The sequence below is a fragment of the Paraburkholderia sp. MM6662-R1 genome (genome assembly GCF_050436245.1).
In the GTDB taxonomy this organism is placed as follows: domain Bacteria; phylum Pseudomonadota; class Gammaproteobacteria; order Burkholderiales; family Burkholderiaceae; genus Paraburkholderia; species Paraburkholderia tuberum.
In genome coordinates this window covers 2,586,952-2,610,089 of sequence record NZ_JBNDLV010000001.1, presented here as the reverse complement: position 1 = coordinate 2,610,089, position 23,138 = coordinate 2,586,952, and the positions used below count along the sequence as shown (strand labels likewise).

The window sequence follows — 23,138 nt, the reverse complement described above, 5'->3', positions numbered from 1 at the left end:
AGTTTCTCCGATGGGCGCGCCGCTCGGGCGCACACGCAACGACCTGCCTGACCGGGGTCAGACGGCCGCCGCTCCACCGACGATTTCCGACAGTTCTTTCGTGATCGCGGCCTGACGGCTCTTGTTGTAGACGAGCTGCAGATCGTTGATGACCGTCTTCGCGTTGTCCGAAGCGGCTTTCATCGCGACCATGCGGGCCGACTGCTCCGATGCCATGTTTTCCGCGACGGCCTGATAGACCAGCGCTTCGACATAACGCACCAGCAGTTCGTCCACCACTGCCTGCGCATCCGGCTCGTAGATGTAGTCCCACTGCGTGCTCGGCGTCGTACCGTCTTCTTCCGTGCGCTCGAACTGGTCCGCCGACAATGGCAGCAGTTGCTCGATCACCGGCTCCTGCTTCATCGTGTTGACGAAGCGCGTGTACGCGAGGTACACCGCCGAAATCTTCCCTTCCGAGTACAGGTCGAGCTGCACCTTCACAGCGCCGATCAGTTTTTCCAGATGCGGCGTATCGCCCAGTTGCACGACGTTCGAGACGACTTTCGCCTGCAGGCGGTTCAGGAAGCCCAGACCCCTGCTGCCGATCGCGGTTGCCTCGAACGTCTTGCCCTGGCCTTCCAGTTCCTTGAACTTCTGCAGCGACGCACGCAGCACGTTGGTGTTCATCCCCCCGCACAGACCTTTATCAGTCGTGACGAGGATGATGCCGGCCGCCTTCGCGCCTTCGTTCGACACCATGAACGGGTGACGATACTCCGGGTTCGCACGGCTCATGTGCGCGGCGATATCGCGGACCTTGTCGGCATACGGGCGAGCAGCGCGCATGCGCTCCTGAGCGCGGCGCATCTTCGATGCGGCCACCATCTCCATCGCTTTCGTGATCTTGCGCGTGTTTTGCACGCTCTTGATCTTGCCGCGAATTTCCTTCATTCCAGCCATTGCTTGCTCCTTTGTCGGCCCGAGTTAGCGCTTTAGCGCTTACTCGGGTCCCATGCAATGCGGCCGAAGTAGCGCGGGAGCATTCGCATGCGGCCCGCGCCGCTTCAAGGTCCGTTTATGCCTTGCGGATCACTCGCGGATCAATAAGCGCCGGACTTCTTGAAGTCTTTGACGGCCGTGTGCAGCAGGCCTTCGTCGTCCTTCGAGAGTTCCTTGGTGTCTTCGATACGCTTGACCAGGTCAGCATGGCTCGACTTCAGGTGGTCGCGCAAGCCCTTTTCGAACGGCAGGACTTGAGCAACTTCGAGGTCGTCGAGATAGCCGTTGTTCGCCGCGAACAGCGACACAGCCAGTTCCCACACTTGCAGCGGCTGATACTGCGGCTGCTTCAGGAGTTCCGTCACGCGGCGGCCGCGCTCGAGCTGCTTGCGGGTCGCTTCGTCGAGGTCCGATGCGAACTGCGCGAACGCAGCGAGTTCGCGGTACTGCGCCAGGTCGGTACGGATACCGCCCGACAGCTTCTTCACGACCTTCGTCTGAGCCGCGCCACCCACACGCGACACCGACACGCCAGCGTTAATCGCCGGGCGGATACCTGCGTTGAACAGGTCGGTTTCAAGAAAGATCTGGCCGTCGGTAATCGAGATCACGTTCGTCGGAACGAATGCGGTCACGTCGCCTGCCTGCGTTTCGATGACCGGCAGTGCCGTCAGCGAACCGCTCTTGCCCTTCACTTCGCCGTTGGTGAACTTCTCGACGTACTCTTCCGACACGCGAGCAGCACGCTCAAGCAGACGCGAGTGCAGATAGAACACGTCACCCGGATAAGCTTCACGGCCCGGCGGGCGGCGCAGCAGCAGCGAGATCTGACGGTATGCCCAAGCCTGCTTGGTCAAGTCGTCATAAACGATCAGCGCGTCCTGACCGCGGTCGCGGAAGTATTCGCCCATCGTGCAGCCGGCGTACGGTGCGAGGTACTGCATCGCAGCCGATTCCGAAGCCGAAGCGGACACGACGATCGTGTATTCCAGCGCGCCGGTTTCTTCCAGCTTGCGCACCACGTTCATGATCGACGAAGCCTTCTGGCCGATCGCGACGTAGATACAGAAGAGGTTCTTGCCCTTCTGGTTGATGATCGCGTCGACTGCGACTGCGGTCTTGCCGCACTGGCGGTCGCCGATGATCAGCTCACGCTGGCCACGGCCGATCGGCACCATCGCGTCGATCGACTTCAGACCGGTCTGGACCGGTTCCGAAACCGACTTACGCCAGATCACGCCCGGAGCAATCTTTTCGATTGCATCGGTCTTCTTCGCGTTGATCGGGCCTTTGCCGTCGATCGGGTTGCCGAGTGTGTCGACCACGCGGCCGAGCAGTTCCGGACCCACCGGCACTTCCAGAATGCGGCCCGTCGTCTTGACGATGTCGCCTTCCGAAATGTGTTCGTATTCACCCAGAATCACGGCGCCGACCGAGTCGCGCTCGAGGTTCAGCGCGAGACCGAAGGTGTTGCCCGGAAATTCGAGCATTTCGCCCTGCATCACTTCCGACAGGCCGTGGATACGCACGATACCGTCGGTCACGGAGATCACGGTGCCCTGGTTGCGAACGTCTGCGCTCGCGTCAAGGCCCTGGATCCGGCTCTTGATCAGCTCGCTGATCTCAGAGGGATTGAGTTGCATTATTCGCTCCTGATAGTCAATTCTGTTGCGTGCCAGCCGCTAAAACGCGAAGCGCTTCAGGCCGTCAGGGCCGTTTGCATGCTGGCGAGCCGCGCGCGGACCGAGGTATCGAGCACTTCGTCGCCGACCGTCACGCGTACGCCGCCGATCAGCGAGTGATCGACTTCGACCGTCGGCTTCAGCTTGCGCTTGAACTTGCGTTCGAGGCTTGCGACGAGTTCGTTCAACTGCGCACCTTCGAGCGGGAATGCGCTGACGATCAGCACATCTGCTGCCCCTTCGCGGGCGTTCTTCAACTCTTCGAACTGCGAGGCGATTTCCGGCAGCAGCTGCAGGCGATGGTTGTCCACCAGCATCTGCACCAGATTCTTCGCTTGCGCGTTGTCCTTGAGCGGCGACTTGACCGCGGCCAGCAGCAGATCGCTTACCTGGGCACGGCTCACTTTCGGGCTCGAGGCGATCGACAGCACTTCGGGCAGACGCGCAACCTGTGCCAGCTCCTGCACGAGCGTGGACCAGGCGGCGATGTCACCAGCTTCGGCCACGCCAAACAGCGCTTCCGCGTACGGACGGGCGATGGTTGCAAGTTCGGCCATGATCAGAGCTCGGCTTTCAGTTGATTCAGCAGGTCAGCATGAGCCGCCTGGTCGACTTCGCGCTGCAGGATCTGTTCAGCGCCCTTCACAGCGAGTGCAGCAACTTCGCCACGCAGCGCTTCGCGCGCCTTCACGACTTGCTGATCCGCGTCGGCCTTCGCCTGCGCGATGATGCGGGCGGCTTCCGCCTGCGCCTGAGCCTTGATTTCGTCGGCGACTGCGACAGCGCGCTTTTCAGCGTCGGCAATGCGTTGCTGGCCGTCGTTGCGAGCCTGAGCCAGTTCCTGGTCGACGCGCTTGTGAGCGGCTTCGAGTTCCTGCTTGCCCTTTTCCGCGGCGGACAGACCGTCGGCGATCTTCCTCGCGCGCTCGTCGATGGCGTTGATCAGCGGCGGCCACACGAATTTCATCGTGAACCACGCGAGGATCAGGAACACGACCATTTGCGCAAACAGGGTTGCGTTGAGATTCACGGTGTTTCCTTAAACGTTGCTAGTTCGGAAAGTGAAACGGCAAGGCGCTCATCGATTCTGCTCGATCAGCGCCCCAGTACCCGTTCCGCCCTGCGCCTTTACCTGTTATAGCTCAGGCGCAAACCTCCGAGGAACCTCAGCCTGCCAGCTTCGAGAGCAGCGGGTTCGCGAACGCAAACAGCATTGCCACACCAACGCCAATCAGGAACGCCGCATCGATCAGACCAGCCAGCAGGAACATCTTGGTTTGCAGCGGGTTCATCAGTTCCGGTTGACGGGCGCATGCTTCGATGTACTTGCCGCCCATCAGACCGATACCGATACAGGCGCCGATAGCACCCAGGCCGATGATGATGCCGATACCGATGGCGGTCAGACCCTGGATGTTGGCGATGAAAGCTTGCATGATCACTCCTTTGTGAAAAGTCTTTTAGAACTGGTTGGAACTGGGATTTGAAAAACTACGATTCTTTTACCGACGGCGCAGGTTAGTGCGTGTCGTGTGCCTGGCCGATGTACACCAGCGTCAGCATCATGAAAATGAACGCCTGCAGCAGAACGATCAGGATGTGGAAGATTGACCACACTGTGCCGGCGACCACGTGGCCGATGAAGCCAAGCACCGTCGTGTCCGCGCCGAAGCTCCAGAGGCTGCCGAGCAGGGCAATCAGCAGGAACAACAGTTCGCCCGCGTACATGTTGCCGAACAACCGCATGCCGAGCGAGACCGTCTTCGCGACGAACTCGATGATGTTCAGTGCGAGGTTCGGGATCCACAGCAGCGGATGCGCGCCGAACGGAGCGGACAGCAGTTCATGCACGAAGCCGCCAACGCCCTTGATCTTGAAGTTGTAGTAAATCATCAGCACGAACACGCCGAGCGCGATACCGATCGTGCCGTTCAGGTCGGCGGTCGGCACGATGCGGTGGTGCGGGATGGCTTCGGACAGACCCAGCCAGCCGATCACACGGCCCGGCAGGTCGACGGGAATGAAGTCGAGTGAGTTCATTAGCGCGACCCAGACGAACACGGTCAGCGCGAGCGGCGCGATGAAGGTGCGCGAGCCGTGGATCATGGCCTTCGATTGATCCTCGACCATTTCGACAAGCATTTCGATCGCGCATTGGAAGCGACCCGGCACGCCGGCCGTTGCCTTGCGGGCTGCCAGATGCAGCACGAAGATCGTGACGAGGCCGCACACGATCGACCAGAAAAGGGTGTCGAGATTCCACACATGGATGTCGAAAATCGACGTCTGGTGTGCGGTGGAAAAGTTCTGCAAGTGGTGCGCGATGTACTCGGACGGATCCATTGCGCGCGTGCCTTCGCTAGCTGCCATATCGTTAAAGCCACCCAAATTGTCGAAAATCGTTCGAGGCCGCTCCCGCCGAAACACTGTGTTGCGGGAACGCGCCGGGTGCGGGCCCTGTCTCACCCGCACACCCGTGCCGGCGCTGCGCGCCGGCCTTAAATTCTTTTTGCTGCTGTTTTTTGTGCTGCTACCTTAGCGCCACGCCAAGGCGATCCAGTAAGTCTTCAGCGCGATGAGGTAGGTCACGAGCAGCGGAATCCAGCGTACGTCGTGATACCAGAAGGCGATTGCGACAAACATCGCAATCGTTGTCCCCATCTTGAGTGCTTCGCCGATCATCCAGCTCATCACGGTCTCGGCGCCGCCCTGCTTTTTCAGTCGTGCCGCGAACAACGCGCCCGGCACCCAGCAGATCGCCCCCCCGAGGAACGCGGACAGCGCAGCAGCGCCCGGCGGCTTGTAGAACAGCCACCACAACAGCGTTGCGACCAGGGACAAAACCATTTGCGCTGCGACGACCCTGAACGGCGTTACGCGCGATGGACGACCCACGCCGGGACCAAACAGCTTTTCCGCCTCGGCCCGCGTGAGCGGAACGATATTGTTATCTTCCTGCGCGTCATCCCACGCTTCGGCCGGATCGAACTGCCGACTGGAGGACATCTCGGGTGCGGAGCGTTCAGCGCGGTGTCTGTCGTCACCATTCTCCGGCGACAGATTCGACGTTTTGACCGCCATCGCAATGTTCCGAAAGTCTCGTTCAGCCCGCGAGTTTACGCAGCGCTTACGGGGTTGCCGTGCAATTAAATCCGGGCGATTGTAAGCGATAGTTGCAGGCAATTCAAGACTTTAGGCCAGCCTATAACCGCGTGAAACTTCCCTTCACGATGCGGTAAAACGTACGCTAACGACGCGAAACACGTCAAATGTAAGGCGGGCGGGGGGCGGCAAAACCCGTGCGGGTGGTCGCGTGGATCAAAGCTCGTTGGCAGTGCGTTCCGACGCAGCGGCAGACGTCTCGAAAATGCAACAAATGCCTCTTTTTTAAGGGCTGAACGGGATGGCTCTTCTAATGAACTGAATCAGCCTCACCGCAAATTTCGATGATGATCGGGTCGCTTTTGATAGCGGCTCGTCAGGATGATTATCGCGTGAATGGGGAGCGTCTGAAGCTAGGATTCCTGATTATTCGTGCATCGGTTGTTTTGGAATCCGCAATAGTCGCTCGCACCGAGGTAGACCAACTCGCGGCAGTGCTCATGCACAGGCCGCCAGCCGTTCACCACTCTTGCCTGCTGAGCGCCAATCTGTGCTCAGACGTTCGCGTTCCCGCGCAAACGAACCAGAATGCCTTCCAGCGCGTCGAGATCGCCGAAGTCGACCAGCACCTGGCCGCGACCGCGTCGGCCGAGCTTGATTTTCACCGTAGCGGACAGCAGGTCCGACAGTTCCTCTTCCAGGCGTCGCGTGTCACGGCCGCCGTCCGGATTCGCGCGGGCCTTGGCCGCCGGCGTCACCTTCGTGGTCATCGCAACCAGCTTTTCCGTCTCGCGCACAGACAGGCGCTTGTTGACGACCTGGTTGGCCAGCGTGATCTGCGTCGCGGCATCGACGGCGAGCAGCGCGCGAGCGTGGCCCATGTCGAGATCGCCGGCGAGCAACATCGTCTGTACCGGTGTCGCAAGGTTCAGCAGACGCAGCAGGTTCGACACCGCGCTGCGCGAGCGGCCCACCGACTCTGCCGCCTGCTCATGCGTGAAATTGAATTCGTCGAGCAGGCGCTGGATCCCCTGGGCCTCTTCGAGGGGATTCAGATCCTCGCGCTGGATGTTTTCGATCAGCGCCATCGCCGCGGCGGCCTGGTCGGGCACGTCCTTCACAAGCACCGGCACCTCGTCGAGGCCCGCAAGCCGCGCCGCGCGAAAACGCCGCTCCCCCGCGATGATCTCATAGCGGTCCGCCGCGATCGGACGCACGAGAATCGGCTGCATCAGCCCTTGCGCGCGGATGCTCGCCGCAAGCTCCTGCAGCGCGCCTTCGTCCATGCGCGTGCGCGGCTGGTATTTGCCCGCCTGCATCTTGCCGAGCGGCAATACGTTCGGCGCGCCGTCGATCACCGCTGCCTCGGTGATATCGGCGGTGCCGCCGAGCAATGCCTCCAGACCGCGGCCCAGTCCCTTCTTTCTTGCTACTGCATTCATCGTGCTTCCTCGATCCGCTTAGGATGCCTGGGGCGCGTCATTCAGCGCGCGCACCCGCTCAATCATTTCGACGCCGAACTGCACGTACGCCTGCGCGCCTCGCGACGCCCTGTCGAACACCACACCGGGCAGCCCGTAGCTGGGCGCCTCGGCCAATCGCACGTTGCGTGGAATCACCGCGTCGAAGACCTTGTCGCCGAAGTGCTCTTTCAATTGATCCGAGACTTGCTGTTGCAACGTAATGCGCGGATCGAACATGACGCGCAGCAGACCGATCACCTTGAGGTCGCGATTCAGATTCGCATGGACCTGCTTGATCGTGTTGACGAGGTCGGACAGACCTTCGAGCGCGAAGTATTCGCACTGCATCGGAATGACGACGCCGTGCGCGGCGCATAGTCCGTTGAGCGTCAGCAGTGACAAAGCCGGCGGGCAATCGATCAGCACGAAATCGTACTCGCCCTCGACCCCGGCGAGCGCCGCCTTCAGTTGACGCTCGCGATTCTGCATGCTGACGAGTTCGACCTCGGCGCCCGCGAGCTCACGGTTCGCGGGAAGCACGTCGTATCCGACCGCCTCGGGCCGTACGCGCGCATCGGCCACCGACACGTTGTCCACGAGCACCTCGTAGACCGTGTTCGTACATTCGGCCTTGTCGATACCGCTGCCCATCGTGGCGTTGCCTTGCGGGTCCAGATCGATGAGAAGGACTCGCTGTCCCTGCGCTGCCAGGCTCGCGGCCAGATTGACTGTGGTGGTCGTCTTGCCGACGCCGCCCTTCTGGTTCGCAACGCAGAAGATTTTTGCCATCGTTGGTGTGTCCCTTTTGCTGCTTGGATGAAGTGAAAATCGTTGAGGGTGCAGACAGGCCGAAGTGGCCGTCAGCTTTCGGGGTCCACTCGCACCTCGATCAGATGCCGCTCGGCATCGAGCGACGGCACGTTCAGCCGGATGATCTGTTCCACGTGAGCGCCCGCCGGCAGACGCGCGATTTCGGCATCCGGCCGCATACCCTTCATCGCCCAAATTGCGCCCTGCTCCGCAACCAGATGACGGGCCAGTGTAACGAAATCCGAGAGTTCTGCGAACGCGCGCGAGACAATTACGTCGAACTTTGCCGGTACTTCGGCGCCAGGCCGCAGCGTCTCCACCCGACCGGTCACAATCGACAGGTTCGCGAGGCCCAGTTCCGCCTTCGCCTGCGACTGAAAGGCAGTCTTCTTATGGACGATGTCGTTCGTCGTGATGGTCCAATCGGGCAGCACGATCGCGAGCACGATGCCCGGCAGCCCCCCGCCCGAACCGACGTCGAGCACCGACGACGGCCCGCGCGGCGCCAGGTGCGGCACGATCGATAGCGAATCGAGAATGTGCTGGATTAGCATCTGCCTCGGATCGCGGATCGCTGTCAGGTTGTAGACGTTGTTCCACTTCGCGAGCAGCGCGACGTAATCGAGCAGCTTGCGCTGCTGCGCGTCGCTGAGTTCGAGACCAAGTTCACGGACACCCTCCGCCAGCAATGACGCCAAGGCCTGCTGGTCGATTCCCCTCTGCGCTGCCGTCATTGAACCACCGGCGTGCTGTCGGCGCCGGGCTCGGCGGACTTCGACGGACGACGCCCGAGGCCACGCTTCAGATGGACCATCAGCAGCGAGATGGCGGCAGGCGTGATACCGGAAATACGCGACGCCTGTCCGATCGTTTCCGGCCGGAACTGCATCAACTTCTGGCGAGCTTCGAACGACAGCCCACGGACCTCGGTGTAGTCCAGCCCTTCAGGCAGACGCGTGTTCTCTTGCGCCTCGTTGCGTTCGATCTCACCGGCCTGTCGGTCGATGTAGCCCTGATATTTGATGCCGATTTCGATCTGTTCCTTGATTTGCGCGAGCAGCACGGGGTCTTCCGCAAGTGCTTCGGGCGCGCCACAAGTGCCGTCACGCAGCCCGCAGACGCTGTCGTAGCAGACACCCGGACGACGCAGCAGGTCCGCGAGACTGTATTCGTGGTCGATTGGCTTGCCAAGCAAGGCGGTCGCCTCTTCTGCCGATAAGCTCTTAGGATTGACCCAGGTCGAACGCAAGCGCTGTGTTTCACGTGAAACAGCGTCACGCTTGCGACTGAAGGCGTCCCAGCGGGCATCATCGACCACGCCGAGTTCGCGCCCGATCTCCGTCAGCCGCGTATCGGCGTTGTCTTCGCGCAAGCTCAGACGGTACTCCGCGCGGCTCGTGAACATCCGGTACGGCTCGGACACCCCGCGCGTGACTAGATCGTCCACGAGCACGCCGAGATAAGCCTGGTCGCGACGCGGACACCATGCTTCCTTGCTTTGCACAAACAGACCGGCGTTGATGCCGGCCAGAGTGCCCTGTGCAGCTGCCTCTTCGTAGCCGGTCGTACCGTTGATCTGTCCGGCGAAGAACAGGCCACTGATTACCTTCGTTTCTAGGGATGCCTTCAGGCCACGCGGATCGAAAAAGTCGTACTCGATCGCGTAGCCGGGGCGCAGGATATGCGCATGCTCGAGCCCACGCATGGAACGCACCAGCTCGAGCTGCACGTCGAAGGGCAGGCTCGTCGAGATCCCGTTCGGATAGAACTCGTTGGTCGTCAGACCTTCCGGCTCGAGGTAGATCTGATGCGATTCCTTCGACGCAAACCGGTGAATCTTGTCCTCGATCGACGGGCAATAGCGTGGCCCCACCCCCTCGATGACGCCCGTGTACATTGGCGAACGATCGAGACCGCCGCGAATGATGTCGTGTGTCCGTTGATTCGTATGCGTGACCCAGCACGGCACCTGGCGCGGGTGCTGCTCGACACGCCCGAGGAACGAAAACACCGGCACCGGGTCCAGATCGCCGGGCTGCTCTTCGAGCTGCGAATAGTCGATCGTGCGACCGTCGATTCGCGGTGGCGTACCGGTCTTAAGCCGGCCCTGCGGTAGCTTCAGCTCTTTCAACCGCGCCGACAGCGAAACCGCAGCCGGGTCGCCCGCGCGTCCGCCGGTGTAGTTGTTCAACCCCACGTGAATCTTGCCGTCGAGGAACGTGCCCGCGGTTAGCACCACCGCGCGCGACCGGAAACGAATACCCACTTGCGTGATGGCGCCGACCACGCGGTCGCCCTCGACCATCAGATCGTCGACGGCCTGCTGAAATAGCCAGAGGTTCGGCTGATTCTCTAGACGATGGCGGATCGCCGCTTTGTACAGCACGCGGTCAGCCTGAGCGCGCGTCGCGCGGACCGCCGGTCCTTTCGACGAATTCAGGATCCGAAACTGGATGCCGCTTTCGTCGGTAGCGGCCGCCATGGCGCCACCGAGCGCGTCGACCTCCTTCACCAGATGGCCTTTGCCAATGCCGCCAATCGACGGATTGCAGCTCATCTGACCAAGGGTCTCGATGTTATGGGTCAAAAGCAGCGTTTTGTTGCCCATGCGCGCCGACGCCAAAGCAGCTTCGGTGCCGGCATGACCGCCACCGACGACGATTACGTCAAATTCTGAGGGAAAAAGCATCGCGGGATCTCACGCCAGATCGTCGCGTGAGCCTTCAAAAGAAATGTATGGGCGAATTATAACGGGTTCAGTTTCGGCCCGAATTTCGTCCGAATGGTGAAACAATAAAAAAGCGGTGTGTTTCACGTGAAACACACCGCTTCCAGAGACAGCGATCAGCGAAATAAGTGCGGGCTTATGCGACCTTTTTCGCAAGACCGAGATAGGTTTCGATCACCCGGGGATTTTGCGCGAGGTCGGTTGCCGGTCCTTCCAGTGCCAACTCGCCGGTTTCCAGCACGTAGCCGTAGTCCGAGATCTGCAATGCAGCGCGCGCATTCTGCTCGATCAGCAGCGTCGCGACGCCCGTCTGCCGCAAGGCGCTGATGATGTGAAAGATTTCCTTCACGATCAGCGGCGCGAGACCGAGGCTCGGCTCGTCCAGCATCAGCAGATCGGGCTTGCCCATCAGGGCGCGGCCGACCGCGAGCATCTGCCGCTCGCCGCCGGAAAGCGTGCCGGCCGCCTGCTTGCGTCGCTCCTTCAGCCGCGGAAACAGTTCGAACACCGGTTCCAGCTGATCGAGAAAGTTGCGCTCCCCTGCTCGCTTGCGCCGGTAGGCGCCAAGCAGCAGATTGTCCTCGACGGTCATCGAAGCGAAAAGCTCGCGCTTTTCCGGCACCAGACACATTCCAAGCGCAACGCGTTTTTCGACCGGCATCGCGCTGACGTCGTCGCCCTGATAGGAAACCGCGCCTTTCGCATGACCCGACGTCGGCAACGCGCCCATGATCGCATTCAGCAGCGTCGACTTTCCCGCTCCGTTCGGGCCGATCACGGAGACGATCTGCCCCGCCCGCACCTTGATCGCCGCATTGTGCAGCGCTTCAACCTTGCCGTAGCGCACGGACAGTTGGCTCACTTCGAGAATCGGTCCCGTTGCCGCCACGCCGGTCGTTGTCATGTCGTCCATCATTCCACCCCACCCAGATACGCTTCGAGCACCGCCGGATCCTGCTGGACTTCCTGCGGCAGGCCCTCAGCGATCCGCGTGCCGAACTCCATCACCACGAGCCGGTCCGTCAAATTCATCACGAAATCCATGTCGTGCTCGACGAGCAGCACGCTCATCCCTTCTGTCTTCAGTCTGCGCAGCAGGTCGGCGAGCTGAAGCTTTTCCTGATACCGGAGACCAGCGGCCGGTTCATCGAGCAATAGCAGAGTCGGGTCGCAGCACAGGGCGCGCGCAATTTCGAGAATCCGCTGTTGACCAAGCGCCAGGCTGCCCGCTTCGTCATACATGTGCTGTTCGAGGCCGACGCGGCGAATCTGCCGAGCGGCTTCGGCCATCAACCGCTGCTCTTCGGAGCTGTTCAGCCGCACGACACTGCGCCACACGCCCGCATGGCCACGTAGATGCGCACCGATCGCGACGTTTTCGAGCACGGTCATACCCGGCAGCAGCTTCACGTGCTGGAACGTCCGGCCGATGCCGCGCTTGACGATTTCACGCGAACTCAGCGCATCGATGCGCTCGCCGCGGAACGTGATCTCGCCGCTTGTCGCCTGCAGCACACCGGTCACGAGATTGAAGGTCGTCGACTTGCCCGCGCCGTTCGGTCCGATCAGCCCGATGATCTGCCCTGCTTTGACCTCGAAGCTGACGTCGTTCACCGCGACCAGACCGCCGAACTGCTTGCGCGCCTTGTTCACCGTCAGCAGGTCTTCGCCGGTCTGTGGCTTGTTGCGCTGCGGCAAAGGATCCGCGTGATCGACGAGATGCGCCCGCGGGCCACGCGGGAAAAAGCGCGCGACGAACGGCCAGACGCCCTGCCGCGCGTACTGCAGAAGCAGCACCATGATGATGCCGAACACGATCACTTCGAAGTTGCCGTTCTCGCCGAGCAGTTTTGGCAGCAGCGTCTGCAAATAGTCCTGCAGCACGGTCAGGATCGCCGCGCCGAGCACCGCGCCCCAGACGTGCGAGACGCCGCCCACCACCGCCATGAACAGGAACTCGATGCCGTGATTCAGTCCAAACGGCGTCGGATTCACGGCGCGCTGCAAGTGCGCGTACAGAAAACCCGAGACCGACGCAAGCACCGCCGCATAGACGAAAATCACGACGCGCATCCAGCCGGTGTTGACGCCCATTGCCTCGGCCATCAGACCGCCGCCGCGCAACGCGCGGATTGCGCGACCGGGCCGGCTATTAAGCAGATTCTGAACAGAGACGACCGCACCGAGCACGACCACCCAGATCAGGTAATAGATATGGCGGCCGGACTCAAGATTGATCCCGAAAACATTCAACACCGGGATGCCATTGATGCCGTCGTACTTGCCGAGCATGTCGAGATTGCCGAACAGGTAGAACAGCGCGAGCCCCCACGCAATCGTGCCGAGCGGCAGAAAGTGGCCGGATAGGCGCATCGTCACGAGACCGAGCATCAGCGCAACCAGGGCAGTGACGATCACGCCCGCGATCAGTGCGAGCCACGGCGACACGCCGAAGTTCGTCGTCAGATACGCGGTTGCATACGCGCCGATACCAACGAACGCGGCCTGCCCGAAGCTCGTCATCCCGCCGATGCCGGTCAACAGCACGAGGCCGATCGCGACGATCGAATAGAGACCGATGTAGTTCAGCAGCGTGACCCAGTACTCGGGTACATGGATCGGATACGGCAGAACCGGCAAAGCGAACAGCACCACGAGGAACAACCAGAAGAACTTCTTTTGCATGATTCGTTTCATCGTGTCACTCCGCTTCCTCTTCGGCGTGCGGGCTCGCAAGACTGCGCCACAGCAGCACCGGGATGATTAACGTGAAAACGATCACTTCCTTATAAGCACTAGCCCAGAACGACGAATACGACTCCAGCAGACCAACGAGAATCGAGCCGGCCGCCGCCAGCGGATAGCTGACCAGACCGCCGATGATCGCGCCCACGAAGCCCTTCAAACCGATCAGGAAGCCCGAGTCGTAGTAGATCGTCGTGAGCGGCGCGACGAGGATGCCGCACAGTGCGCCGAGCCCCGCCGCAAGCGTGAATGCGAGGCGTCCCGCCTGCGTGGTGCCGATGCCGACGAGCCGCGCGCCGAGCCGGTTCACCGACGTCGCGCGCAACGCCTTGCCCGAAATCGAGCGATCGAAGTACAAATACAGCGCGCCGATCAGCACGGCCGCGGTGCCGATCACCCACAGGCTCTGTCCGGAGATCGACAACGTGCCGATGTTGAACGTCGCATCGGAAAACGCGTTGGTGCGCGAGCCTTCGGCGCCGAACATCACGAGGCCGAGACCGACCATCACGAAATGCACGGCCACCGCGACGATCAACAGCAGCAGCGTGGTCGCCTCCGCGATCGGCTCGTAGGCAAGGCGATACACGAACGGACCCATCGGAATCACGATCAGCAGCGTCAGCGCGATCTGCACGATCATCGGCAGCGGCTGCAGGAAGATGCCGCGCGTGAGCGCGTAGACCGCGATCGGAAACAGCAGGTACTTCCCCGCCAGCACGGGCAGCGTGCGCGCCGCATGACGACGCCGCTCAGCATGCCGCAACACGGCCGCCGTCTCGACGACGAAGCATGCCGCGCCCATCGCCATCAACAGCCAGCAGGTGGCCGGAAACTTCTGCGTTTGCAGTGCGGCGAGCGTCAACGCACCGTACGAAACGAACTCCCCTTGCGGGATGAAGATCACCCGCGTGACGGAGAACACCAGCACCAGCGCAAGCGCGAGCAGCGCGTAGATCGCGCCGGTCGTGATGCCGTCCTGCGCGAGGATCGCCGCAATTGATAGATCCATACTTCCTCGTCCTGAAGCGTCGAAATCGAAAAACCGGGAAACAGTCGCGACGGCGCGGTGCGAAGCCGGCCATCGATCTGCATGTCAGAAAAGACAACCGCCGCGCCGGGACGCGGCGCGGCGGTCGATGCCATTGTCGTCGAACACAATGGCAATGCGGCGTCATGCACCGCAGATTGCGCGAGAGGCGCGTACCGCTACTTGTTTTTGTAAATAGTCTTAGTTGTTCTGCAACTTCCACTTGCCGTCGACGATCTGCACGATCACGCGTGCGCGCTGGTCGAGGCCGTTGTGGTCGTTCGCGGTGGTGTTCATGATGCCGTGCGACACTGGCAGCTCCTTGATGTTTTCGAGCGCGTTGCGCAGCGCCACGCGGAACTCCGGCGTGCCCGGCTGGGCGGTCTTCAGCGCGACCGGAATCGCAGCCTGCAACATCTGGCCGGCATCCCATGCGTGGCCGCCGAAGGTCGCGACCGAACCCGCGCCATAAGCCTTCTCATAGGCGTTCTTATAGGCTTCCGCCGACTTCTTCACCGGGTTCGAATCCGGCAATTGATCGACGACGAGAATCGGACCGGCCGGCAGCAGTTCGCCGTCGCAATCCTTGCCGCACACACGCAGGAAGTCGTTGTTCGCGACCCCGTGAGTCTGATAGATCTTGCCCTTGTAGCCACGCTCCTTCAGCGTCTTGGCCGGCAGCGCCGACGGCGTGCCCGAGCCCGCGATCAGCACCGCGTCGGGATTCGCGCCCATCGTCTTCAGCACCTGGCCGGTCACCGATGCATCGGTGCGGTTGAAGCGCTCGTTCGACACGATCTTCAGGTTGTGCGCTTTCGCGGCGGCGTCGAACGTCGTGTTCCAGCTGTCGCCGTATGCGTCCGAGAATCCGATGAAGCCGACCGTCTTCACGCCGTGATGCTGCATGTAATCGGCGATCGCTTCGGCCATCAGGCTGTCGTTCTGAGGCGGTTTGAATGCCCATGCGCGCTTCGCATCCATCGGCTGAATGATCGCGGCCGATGCCGCGAGCGAGATCACCGGTGTCTTGCCCTCAGCGGCCGGATCGAGCATCGCGAGCGAATTCGGCGTGACGGTCGAGCCGATGATCGCGTCGACGTGGTCTTCGTCGATCAGCTTGCGCGTGTTCTGCACGGCCTTGCTGGTGTCCGACCCGTCGTCGAGGATGATGTACTGCACGCTCTTGCCGCCGATCTCCTTCGGCAGCAACGCGATCGTGTTCTTTTCAGGAATCCCGAGCGACGCGGCCGGCCCCGTCGTCGACAACGTGACGCCGATCTTCACCTGCGCGAATGCAGCCCCCGCGCCGCACATCAGCGCCATCGCGATGCCGGTGCGTACCCAATGCCTTGTCTTTTTCATTGCGAGTCTCCAAACGCTTTGAAAAGCGCCTATCTGTAAACCGGCTTGCTGGGCCGGGTGTTTGAATCTAGTGAGCGGGTTCAGGTGTGCCAAGCATGGTTTTCCCTGCTCGGCGCGCATACCTTCCCGAGCTGCGTTGGGTACCGCGTTGGGTACCGCTCCTCTCGCGTCGCGCGAGCGCGCATTCGCGTCATACGCCGCGTTTCTGTGCCGCGGCTTTATTCCAACCAGGCATTTCATAAACCACTAATATGTTAGTAGTTTGCGTTCTGCATGATCGACGGTCAAGAGAGCGTGCGCCAAATGCGGGTTTGTCCTGAAGCAGCGAAACCACACTTTTGCGCGATGCGGACACCTGGCCCGGATAATAAAAAAGACGCGTCAACCGCACGCGTCTTTTTCGATGAGGTCCCGTGGCGCAGAGCCTTCGCTCAGTCGCCGGCGAGCTTCCACTTGCCGTCGACGATCTGCACCATCACGCGCGCCCGCTGATCGAGGCCGGCATGGTCGTTCCCGCTCATGTTGAAGATGCCGTGCGACGCGGGCAGATCTTTCGTGCCTTCGAGCGCGGCACGCAGCGCCTCGCGGAATGCCGGCGTGCCTGGCTGCCCCTTCTTCAACGCGAGCGGGATCGCATGCTGCAGCAGCAGACCCGCGTCCCATGCGTGACCGCCGAACGTCGACACCGACCCCGCGCCATATGCCGTTTCATACGCATGCTTGTACGCAAGCGCGCTTTTCTTCACCGGATTCGCCTCGGGCAGTTGCTCGGCGACCAGCAGTGGGCCAGCGGGCAGCCACGTGCCCTCGCAATCCTTGCCGCACACGCGCAGAAAGTCGTTGTTCGCGACGCCGTGCGTCTGATAGTACTTGTCCTTGTAGCCGCGCTCCTTCAGCGTTTTCTGCGGCAGCGCGGCCGGCGTGCCCGCACCGGCGATCAGCACCGCGTCCGGGTTCTGCGACATCATCTTCAGCACCTGGCCCGTGACCGATGCATCGTTGCGCGCGAAGCGCTCGTTCGCGACGATCTTGATCTTCGCGAGGTCAGCGGCTTTGCTGAATTCCTTGAACCAGCTCTCGCCGTACGCGTCGGAAAAGCCGATGAACGCGACCGTCTTCACGCCGTGATTGGCCATGTGCTGCGCAATCGCCGTGGCCATCAGAATGTCGTTTTGCGGCGTTTTGAAGACCCATCCACGCTTCGCGTCCATCGGCTCGACGATGCCCGCGGCCGCGGCCAGAGAGATCATCGGCGTCGAGGTTTCGGCAGCGACGTCGATCATGGCGAGCGAGTTCGGCACGACGGTCGAGCCGATCAGTGCATCGACGTGGTCTTCGCTAGTGAGCTTGCGGGCGTTCTTGACCGCCTGGGTGGAATCGGTTGCGTCGTCGAGGACGATGTAGTCGATCTTCTGGCCCGCCACTTCTTTCGGCAGCAGCGCGATCGTGTTCTTTTCCGGAATGCCGAGCGATGCGGCCGGTCCTGTTGCCGACACGGTGACGCCGATTCTCACGTCCGCGAACGCATGGCCGCTCCAAGCAGCCGAGACCCCTGTGGCGACCAATGCCGCGCTGATCCAACGCAATGCCGACTTCATCCTGCTCCTCTATTAACCCCGTTATTCAATTGCAATTAAATCCGCAGATTTAATTGCCAACCCAGTGGTCGGTGAATAAGCGAGTGTAGCGGACGCAAGCGCCGTGCTGCAAGCGTTTCGCAGGCTTGTGATGTTTACCCCAGCGGCTAACGGAGAGTAAAAAATGGCGCGTGAAATAGCCGGGAGATTGCGTCAAAAAATTCGATAAACACAAATAAAAAAGCGCTGTTGGATATCAATCCAACAGCGCTTTCTTCTGGGCACTGAGTGCCTCACTTGTCTCCTCGTTCTCCACCTGCAAATTCGTGGTGCATCAGAACTGCATGAAGATTAAACGACCACCCCCAACAGTCACAACTAGCAATTACCCTAGTGGTGCACTGCGGCACCGGATTGGGGCGCGTAGGGCGCATTTCGTCACACGGTTTGCCACAGGTTCGCCCGAGCCCTTGATCCAGCGGACCTTCTGCATGAGCCGCAATTAGATCGGAGGTCGAAGCAATTTCGTATCGCACTGCATCAAGCGAGCGACCACGCGGGCGGGATCAAACAGCCAATCTCAAGCCCGCAACGGTCGCACTCGCGCGACGATCTCACCGACGATGCCGCGCCGGAACGCCAGCACACACGCGATGAAAATCAGCCCGGTGACGATCGTCACCGATTCGCCGAGCGAGCGGAACCAGTCGATGCCGGTCATCGACGCGAGTGCCGCGCCGATATCGCCGAGCCTGTCTTCGAGCGACACGATCAACGCGGCGCCGAGCAACGGCCCGAACAGCGTGCCCATGCCGCCCACCAGCGTCATCAGGATCACGAGGCCGGACATCGTCCAATAGGCATCGCTCAGCGTTTCGAAGCCTTGCACCAGCACCTTCAGCGAACCCGCGAGACCCGCAATGCCGGCCGACAGGATGAATGCGAGCAGCTTGAAACGGTCGGTGTCGTAGCCGAGCGACACCGCGCGCGGCTCGTTTTCCTTGATCGCGACGAGCACCTGCCCGAACGGCGAATGCACGATCCGCACGATCAGCAGGAAAGCCGCGACGATCACCGCGAGCACGACGAAATATAGCGCGAGGTCCGAAGAGAGATCGAGCACGCCGAACAGCTTGCCCCGCGGCACGCCTTGCAGCCCGTCTTCCCCGTGCGTGAACGGCGCCTGCAGGAACACGAAGTAGACCATCTGCGCGAGCGCGAGCGTCACCATCGCGAAGTAGATACCCTGACGGCGAATCGCGAAGAAGCCGACGACGAGCCCAAGCAGCGTCGCCGCCGCGGTGCCGCTCAGCACGCCGAGCTCCGGCGAAAAGCCGAGCGTCTGCATCGCATAGCCGGTGACGTAACCGGCCGACGCGAGAAACATCGCATGACCAAAGGACAGCAAGCCCGTATAGCCGATCAGCAGATTGAAGGCGGCCGCGAACAGCGCGAAGCACAGCACCTTCATCACGAAGAGCGGATAGATGCCGAGCACCGGCACCGCGAGCAGCACGATCAGCAGCAGACCGTAGAGCACCTTTCTCTGCATCATTTTTCCCTGCCGAAAAGACCCGCCGGACGCACGAGCAACACGAGCGCCATGATCACGAAGACGACGGTCGCCGACGCCTCGGGGTAGAACACACGCGTGAGTCCTTCGACTACGCCGAGCATCAGGCCGGTCAGGATCGAGCCCATGATCGAGCCCATGCCGCCGATCACGACCACCGCGAACACGGTGATGATCATCGACTGGCCCATCAGGGGCGAGACCTGAATCACCGGCGCGGCGAGCACGCCGGCAAACGCCGCGAGCGCGACGCCGAAGCCGTAGGTCAGCGTGATCATCAGCGGCACGTTGACGCCGAACGCCTCGACGAGCTTCGGGTTTTCGGTGCCCGCGCGCAGATACGCGCCAAGCCGCGTCTTCTCGATCACGAACCAGGTCGCAAAGCACACGACCAGTGACGCGACCACCACCCATGCGCGATAGTTCGGCAGATACATGAAGCCGAGATTGGTCGCGCCCGACAGCGCCGACGGCACATCGTACGGCTGGCCCGACGAGCCGTAGATCGAATGGAACACGCCCTCGATCACGAGTGTGAGGCCAAACGTCAGCAACAGGCCATACAGATGATCGAGCTTGTAAAGCCAGCGCAGCATCGAGCGCTCGATCGCGACGCCGACCAGTCCGACGATCAGCGGCGCGAGCACGAGCATCACCCAGTACGGCAGATTGAAATACGACAGCCCCATCCACGCGAGCATCGCCCCGAGCATGAACAGCGCGCCATGCGCGAAGTTGATCACGTTGAGCAGGCCGAAAATAATCGCCAGCCCGAGGCTCAGAATCGCGTAGAACGAGCCGTTCACGAGCCCGAGCAGAAGCTGGCTCAGCATCGCCGGTAGCGGAACGCCAAAGATGTCCATTGAAGCCCTTAGCCCTTCAAGCCATCGTCAAGGTGAGATCGGTGACGCACGATCCGGCCGGCACGCGACGAGCGGCGACGCTGCCCATCGCGTGCGGCATCTGAAACGGTCATCCGCCAGCGCGTGCCCCTGCAGCGCCGGCGGTTCTCTCAGGTCTGCGCGGTCCTCGACCGCTTACTGCGCCCGCGCTTACTTCCACAGCGCGCAGCGGGTCTGCGCCTTGGTCGTGAAGGCCTGGTCGCCCGGAATCGTCGCAGTGATCTTGTAGTAATCCCACGGCTCCTTCGATTCGGCCGGCGTCTTCACCTGCATCAGGTACATGTCGTGGATCATGCTGCCGTCCTGACGGATGTAGCCCTTCGCGTAGAAGTCGTCGATCTTCGTCTTGTGCAACTGCGCCATCACCTTGTCCGGATCGGTCGAGCCCACCGCCTGCACCGCCTTCAGATAATTCATCGTCGCCGAGTAGTCGGCAGCCTGCAGGCTCGACGGCATCTTCTTCATCTTGTCGAAGTAGCGCTGCGACCACTTACGCGTGTCGGCGTCCTTGTTCCAGTACCAGCTGTCGGTCAACACGAGACCTTGCGTCGTTTCGAGACCGAGGCTGTGCACGTCGTTGATGAACATCAGCAGCGCGGCGAGCTTCATCGTCTTGGTGATGCCGAATTCCTTCGCGGCCTTGATCGCGTTGATCGTGTCGCCGCCCGCGTTCGCGAGGCCGAGGATCTGTGCCTTCGACGCCTGCGCCTGCAGCAGGAACGACGAGAAGTCCGACGCCGACAGCGGATGACGCACCTCGCCGAGCACCTGGCCGCCGTTCGCCTTCACGACCTCCGAGGTCGCTTTTTCGAGCGCCTTGCCGAATGCGTAGTCTGCCGTCAGGAAGTACCACGTCTTGCCGCCCTGCTTCGTCACGGCCGAGCCCGTGCCGTTCGCGAGCGCGGTCGTGTCGTATGCGTAGTGGATCGTGTACGGCGTGCATTGCTCGTTGGTCAACGTATCGGCGCCGGCGCCAACGTTGATATAGACCTTGTGCTTCTCGCCCGCGACGGTGTTAGTCGACAGTGCGGTCGCCGAGTTCGTGCCGCCGATCACCATGTCCACGCCGTCGCGGTCGAACCACTCACGAGCGCGCGATGCCGCGATGTCCGCCTTGTTCTGGTGATCCGCGTACAGCACCGTGATCGGCTTGCCGTTGACCTTGCCGCCGAAGTCGGCGACCGCCATCCGGATCGCTTCAAGACCGCCCTGCCCGTCGATATCCGCGTACAGGCCCGACATGTCCGTGATGAAGCCGATCTTCACAGCATCGTCGGCCGCTTGCGCGCTGCCCAGCGTCAGTGCGGTGCCGGCGGCGACTGCAAAACAGAGTGAGGCAATTCGCGCGAGTGGGTTCTTTTTCATGCATGTCTCCTGGTTCTTCGCTTGTGGTTATCAGAGGCAGTCGGGCGCGCGTGTGTCCGTGTCTATACGCCCAGTAAATCGTGCAGCACCGGCATCTTGCCTTCAAGTTCGCTAGCCCCGAAATGCTCGACGATCATGCCGTGCTCCATCACATAGAAACGATCCGCGAGCGGCGCGGCGAAGCGGAAGTTCTGCTCAACCATCACGATCGTGTAGCCGCGCGCCTTCAGCGTAACGATCATGCGCGCGAGCGCCTGCACGATCACGGGCGCGAGCCCTTCCGAGATTTCGTCGAGCAGCAGCAGATTCGCGCCGGTGCGCAGAATCCGCGCGACGGCGAGCATCTGTTGTTCGCCGCCCGAGAGCCGCGTGCCCTGACTCATGCGTCGCTCGTGCAGATTCGGGAACATCGCGTAGATTTCCTCGAGCGACATCATGCGCGCCTTGTCGCCGACGGGCGGCGGCAGCAGCAGATTTTCCTCGCACGACAGGCTCGAAAAAATGCCGCGCTCTTCCGGGCAATAGCCGATGCCGCAATGCGCGATGCGATGCGTGGGCAAGCCGACCGTTTCGCGTCCGTCGATTCGGATCGAGCCGGTACGGCGACCCGTGAGGCCCATGATCGCGCGTAGCGTCGTGGTGCGGCCCGCGCCATTGCGTCCGAGCAGCGTCACGACCTCGCCGCGGCCGACCGACAGATGGACGCCGTGCAGAATGTGGGATTCCCCGTACCAGGCTTGCAGTCCCGCGATTTCCAGCGCGGGTGCGCCGCTTTTCGTTTCGTTCGCTTCGAGGCCTTCGCGCTCGACCGTCGTATTCATGCGTGGGCTCCGGCGAGCGCCGCGTCGGCGCTGCCCATGTAGGCTTGCATCACGAGCGGATTCTTCGACACTTCCGCGTAGCTGCCCTCGGCGAGCACTTCACCCCGTTGCAGCACGGTGATCGTGTCGGAGATTCCGGCGATCACGTTCATATTGTGTTCGACCATCAGGATCGTGCGTCCGGCCGACACTTTCTTGATCAGCGCGGTCACGCGATCGACGTCCTCATGACCCATGCCTTGCGTGGGCTCGTCGAGAAGCATCAGTTCCGGCTCCATCGCGAGCGTGGTCGCGATTTCGAGCGCGCGCTTGCGGCCGTAGGCGAGCTCGACCGTCAACACATCGGCGAAATCGGTCAGGCCGACCTGGGTCAGCAGATCCATCGCGCGATCGTTCAGACGGCGCAACGTACGCTCGCTCTTCCAGAAGTGAAACGCGGTGCCGAGCGAGCGCTGCAACCCGATGCGCACGTTCTGCAATGCCGTCAGATGCGGAAATACCGCGGAAATCTGGAACGAACGGATGATGCCGCGCCGCGCGATCTGAGCTGGCCGTTCGCCGGTGATATCGACACCGTTGAAAACGATCTGGCCCGCGGTGGGTTCGAGAAATTTGGTAAGGAGATTGAAGCAGGTGGTCTTGCCCGCTCCATTGGGGCCGATCAGCGCATGGATCGAGCCACGGCGCACGCGCAGGTTCACGCCGTTCACGGCGACAAAGCCTTTGAACTCGCGGGTGAGGCCGCGCGTTTCGAGAATCGTATCGCCGAGAATCATGTTCCCTTCCATACGGAGTAAGGCGAAGCACTACGATCTTTCCGCGCGAAGCTCTGCGCGACTTGTTATTTTTGCGGCACCCCTTGCCGCTCGTTGGCGTGCTGCACCAATCCGGACGGTGAGCCATGGCGCGGCACGCAGCATGGCTGCCATTGTCGCGCCAATGATGCAGCGCAATCATTGGGATTTGCACTTAGGGAACGAGGCCCGCGCCGTGCGCA

The 23,138-nt window shown here is 61.7% G+C and carries 21 protein-coding genes; all 21 read right to left on the bottom strand.

Translation table 11 applies throughout. The features are described 5' to 3' along the window. Positions 1-57 precede the first annotated feature (57 nt). The gene (gene atpG / locus OKW39_RS12280; protein WP_184061006.1) at positions 58-942 is read right to left on the bottom strand and encodes a F0F1 ATP synthase subunit gamma; all 885 of its coding nucleotides are present in this window, start codon (positions 940-942) and stop codon (positions 58-60) included. A 140-nt stretch (positions 943-1,082) separates the two neighbouring features. Next, a complete protein-coding gene (gene atpA, locus OKW39_RS12275) occupies positions 1,083-2,624 on the bottom strand; it encodes a F0F1 ATP synthase subunit alpha (protein WP_090802398.1) in 1,542 nt (513 codons plus the stop codon). Between the two features lie 56 nt (positions 2,625-2,680). Then, positions 2,681-3,220, bottom strand: coding sequence for a F0F1 ATP synthase subunit delta (locus OKW39_RS12270; protein WP_090802396.1), 540 nt, complete (start codon positions 3,218-3,220; stop codon positions 2,681-2,683). Positions 3,221-3,222: 2 nt separating this feature from the next. Continuing rightward, positions 3,223-3,693, bottom strand: a complete 471-nt coding sequence (locus OKW39_RS12265; RefSeq protein WP_090802394.1) for a F0F1 ATP synthase subunit B — start codon at positions 3,691-3,693, stop codon at positions 3,223-3,225. A gap of 136 nt (positions 3,694-3,829) precedes the next feature. Further along, positions 3,830-4,099 carry a F0F1 ATP synthase subunit C gene (gene atpE / locus OKW39_RS12260; RefSeq protein WP_007180033.1) on the bottom strand — a complete coding sequence of 90 codons (270 nt, stop codon included), beginning with the start codon at positions 4,097-4,099 and terminating at the stop codon, positions 3,830-3,832. Positions 4,100-4,181: 82 nt separating this feature from the next. Then, positions 4,182-5,033, bottom strand: a complete 852-nt coding sequence (atpB, locus tag OKW39_RS12255; RefSeq protein WP_090802392.1) for a F0F1 ATP synthase subunit A — start codon at positions 5,031-5,033, stop codon at positions 4,182-4,184. Between the two features lie 165 nt (positions 5,034-5,198). Continuing rightward, complete coding sequence (locus tag OKW39_RS12250) at positions 5,199-5,744, bottom strand: ATP synthase subunit I (protein ID WP_090802391.1); 546 nt, start codon at positions 5,742-5,744, stop codon at positions 5,199-5,201. A 575-nt stretch (positions 5,745-6,319) separates the two neighbouring features. Continuing rightward, complete coding sequence (locus tag OKW39_RS12245; protein WP_090802389.1) at positions 6,320-7,207, bottom strand: ParB/RepB/Spo0J family partition protein; 888 nt, start codon at positions 7,205-7,207, stop codon at positions 6,320-6,322. Between the two features lie 18 nt (positions 7,208-7,225). Continuing rightward, complete coding sequence (locus OKW39_RS12240; protein ID WP_090802387.1) at positions 7,226-8,017, bottom strand: ParA family protein; 792 nt, start codon at positions 8,015-8,017, stop codon at positions 7,226-7,228. A gap of 71 nt (positions 8,018-8,088) precedes the next feature. Then, complete coding sequence (gene rsmG / locus OKW39_RS12235) at positions 8,089-8,772, bottom strand: 16S rRNA (guanine(527)-N(7))-methyltransferase RsmG (RefSeq protein WP_429562770.1); 684 nt, start codon at positions 8,770-8,772, stop codon at positions 8,089-8,091. Further along, positions 8,769-10,727 (bottom strand): tRNA uridine-5-carboxymethylaminomethyl(34) synthesis enzyme MnmG, encoded by a 1,959-nt coding sequence (gene mnmG / locus OKW39_RS12230; protein WP_429562769.1) that lies wholly within the window; start codon positions 10,725-10,727, stop codon positions 8,769-8,771. Before mnmG ends, rsmG begins: the two co-directional genes overlap by 4 nt. Before the next feature lie 175 nt (positions 10,728-10,902). Continuing rightward, positions 10,903-11,679, bottom strand: coding sequence for an ABC transporter ATP-binding protein (locus OKW39_RS12225; RefSeq protein WP_429362667.1), 777 nt, complete (start codon positions 11,677-11,679; stop codon positions 10,903-10,905). Continuing rightward, positions 11,679-13,463 (bottom strand): ATP-binding cassette domain-containing protein, encoded by a 1,785-nt coding sequence (locus OKW39_RS12220; RefSeq protein ID WP_429562768.1) that lies wholly within the window; start codon positions 13,461-13,463, stop codon positions 11,679-11,681. Before OKW39_RS12220 ends, OKW39_RS12225 begins: the two co-directional genes overlap by 1 nt. 4 nt (positions 13,464-13,467) lie before the next feature. Then, positions 13,468-14,523 carry a branched-chain amino acid ABC transporter permease gene (locus OKW39_RS12215; RefSeq protein ID WP_187612230.1) on the bottom strand — a complete coding sequence of 352 codons (1,056 nt, stop codon included), beginning with the start codon at positions 14,521-14,523 and terminating at the stop codon, positions 13,468-13,470. Between the two features lie 219 nt (positions 14,524-14,742). Further along, entirely contained in the window at positions 14,743-15,903 is a 1,161-nt protein-coding gene (locus OKW39_RS12210) for an ABC transporter substrate-binding protein (RefSeq protein WP_429335512.1), read from the bottom strand. Between the two features lie 431 nt (positions 15,904-16,334). Next, a complete protein-coding gene (locus OKW39_RS12205; protein WP_429562767.1) occupies positions 16,335-17,501 on the bottom strand; it encodes an ABC transporter substrate-binding protein in 1,167 nt (388 codons plus the stop codon). 559 nt (positions 17,502-18,060) lie between these two features. Beyond that, positions 18,061-19,032: a branched-chain amino acid ABC transporter permease gene (locus OKW39_RS12200; protein WP_167368667.1), complete on the bottom strand. Its 972-nt coding sequence runs from the start codon at positions 19,030-19,032 to the stop codon at positions 18,061-18,063. Further along, complete coding sequence (locus tag OKW39_RS12195) at positions 19,032-19,916, bottom strand: branched-chain amino acid ABC transporter permease (protein WP_184036882.1); 885 nt, start codon at positions 19,914-19,916, stop codon at positions 19,032-19,034. Before OKW39_RS12195 ends, OKW39_RS12200 begins: the two co-directional genes overlap by 1 nt. A gap of 189 nt (positions 19,917-20,105) precedes the next feature. Beyond that, complete coding sequence (locus OKW39_RS12190) at positions 20,106-21,320, bottom strand: ABC transporter substrate-binding protein (protein WP_090802368.1); 1,215 nt, start codon at positions 21,318-21,320, stop codon at positions 20,106-20,108. A gap of 62 nt (positions 21,321-21,382) precedes the next feature. Then, complete coding sequence (locus tag OKW39_RS12185) at positions 21,383-22,141, bottom strand: ABC transporter ATP-binding protein (RefSeq protein ID WP_429562766.1); 759 nt, start codon at positions 22,139-22,141, stop codon at positions 21,383-21,385. Further along, positions 22,138-22,917, bottom strand: a complete 780-nt coding sequence (locus tag OKW39_RS12180; protein ID WP_018418872.1) for an ABC transporter ATP-binding protein — start codon at positions 22,915-22,917, stop codon at positions 22,138-22,140. Before OKW39_RS12180 ends, OKW39_RS12185 begins: the two co-directional genes overlap by 4 nt. Between the last annotated feature and the right edge of the window lie 221 nt (positions 22,918-23,138).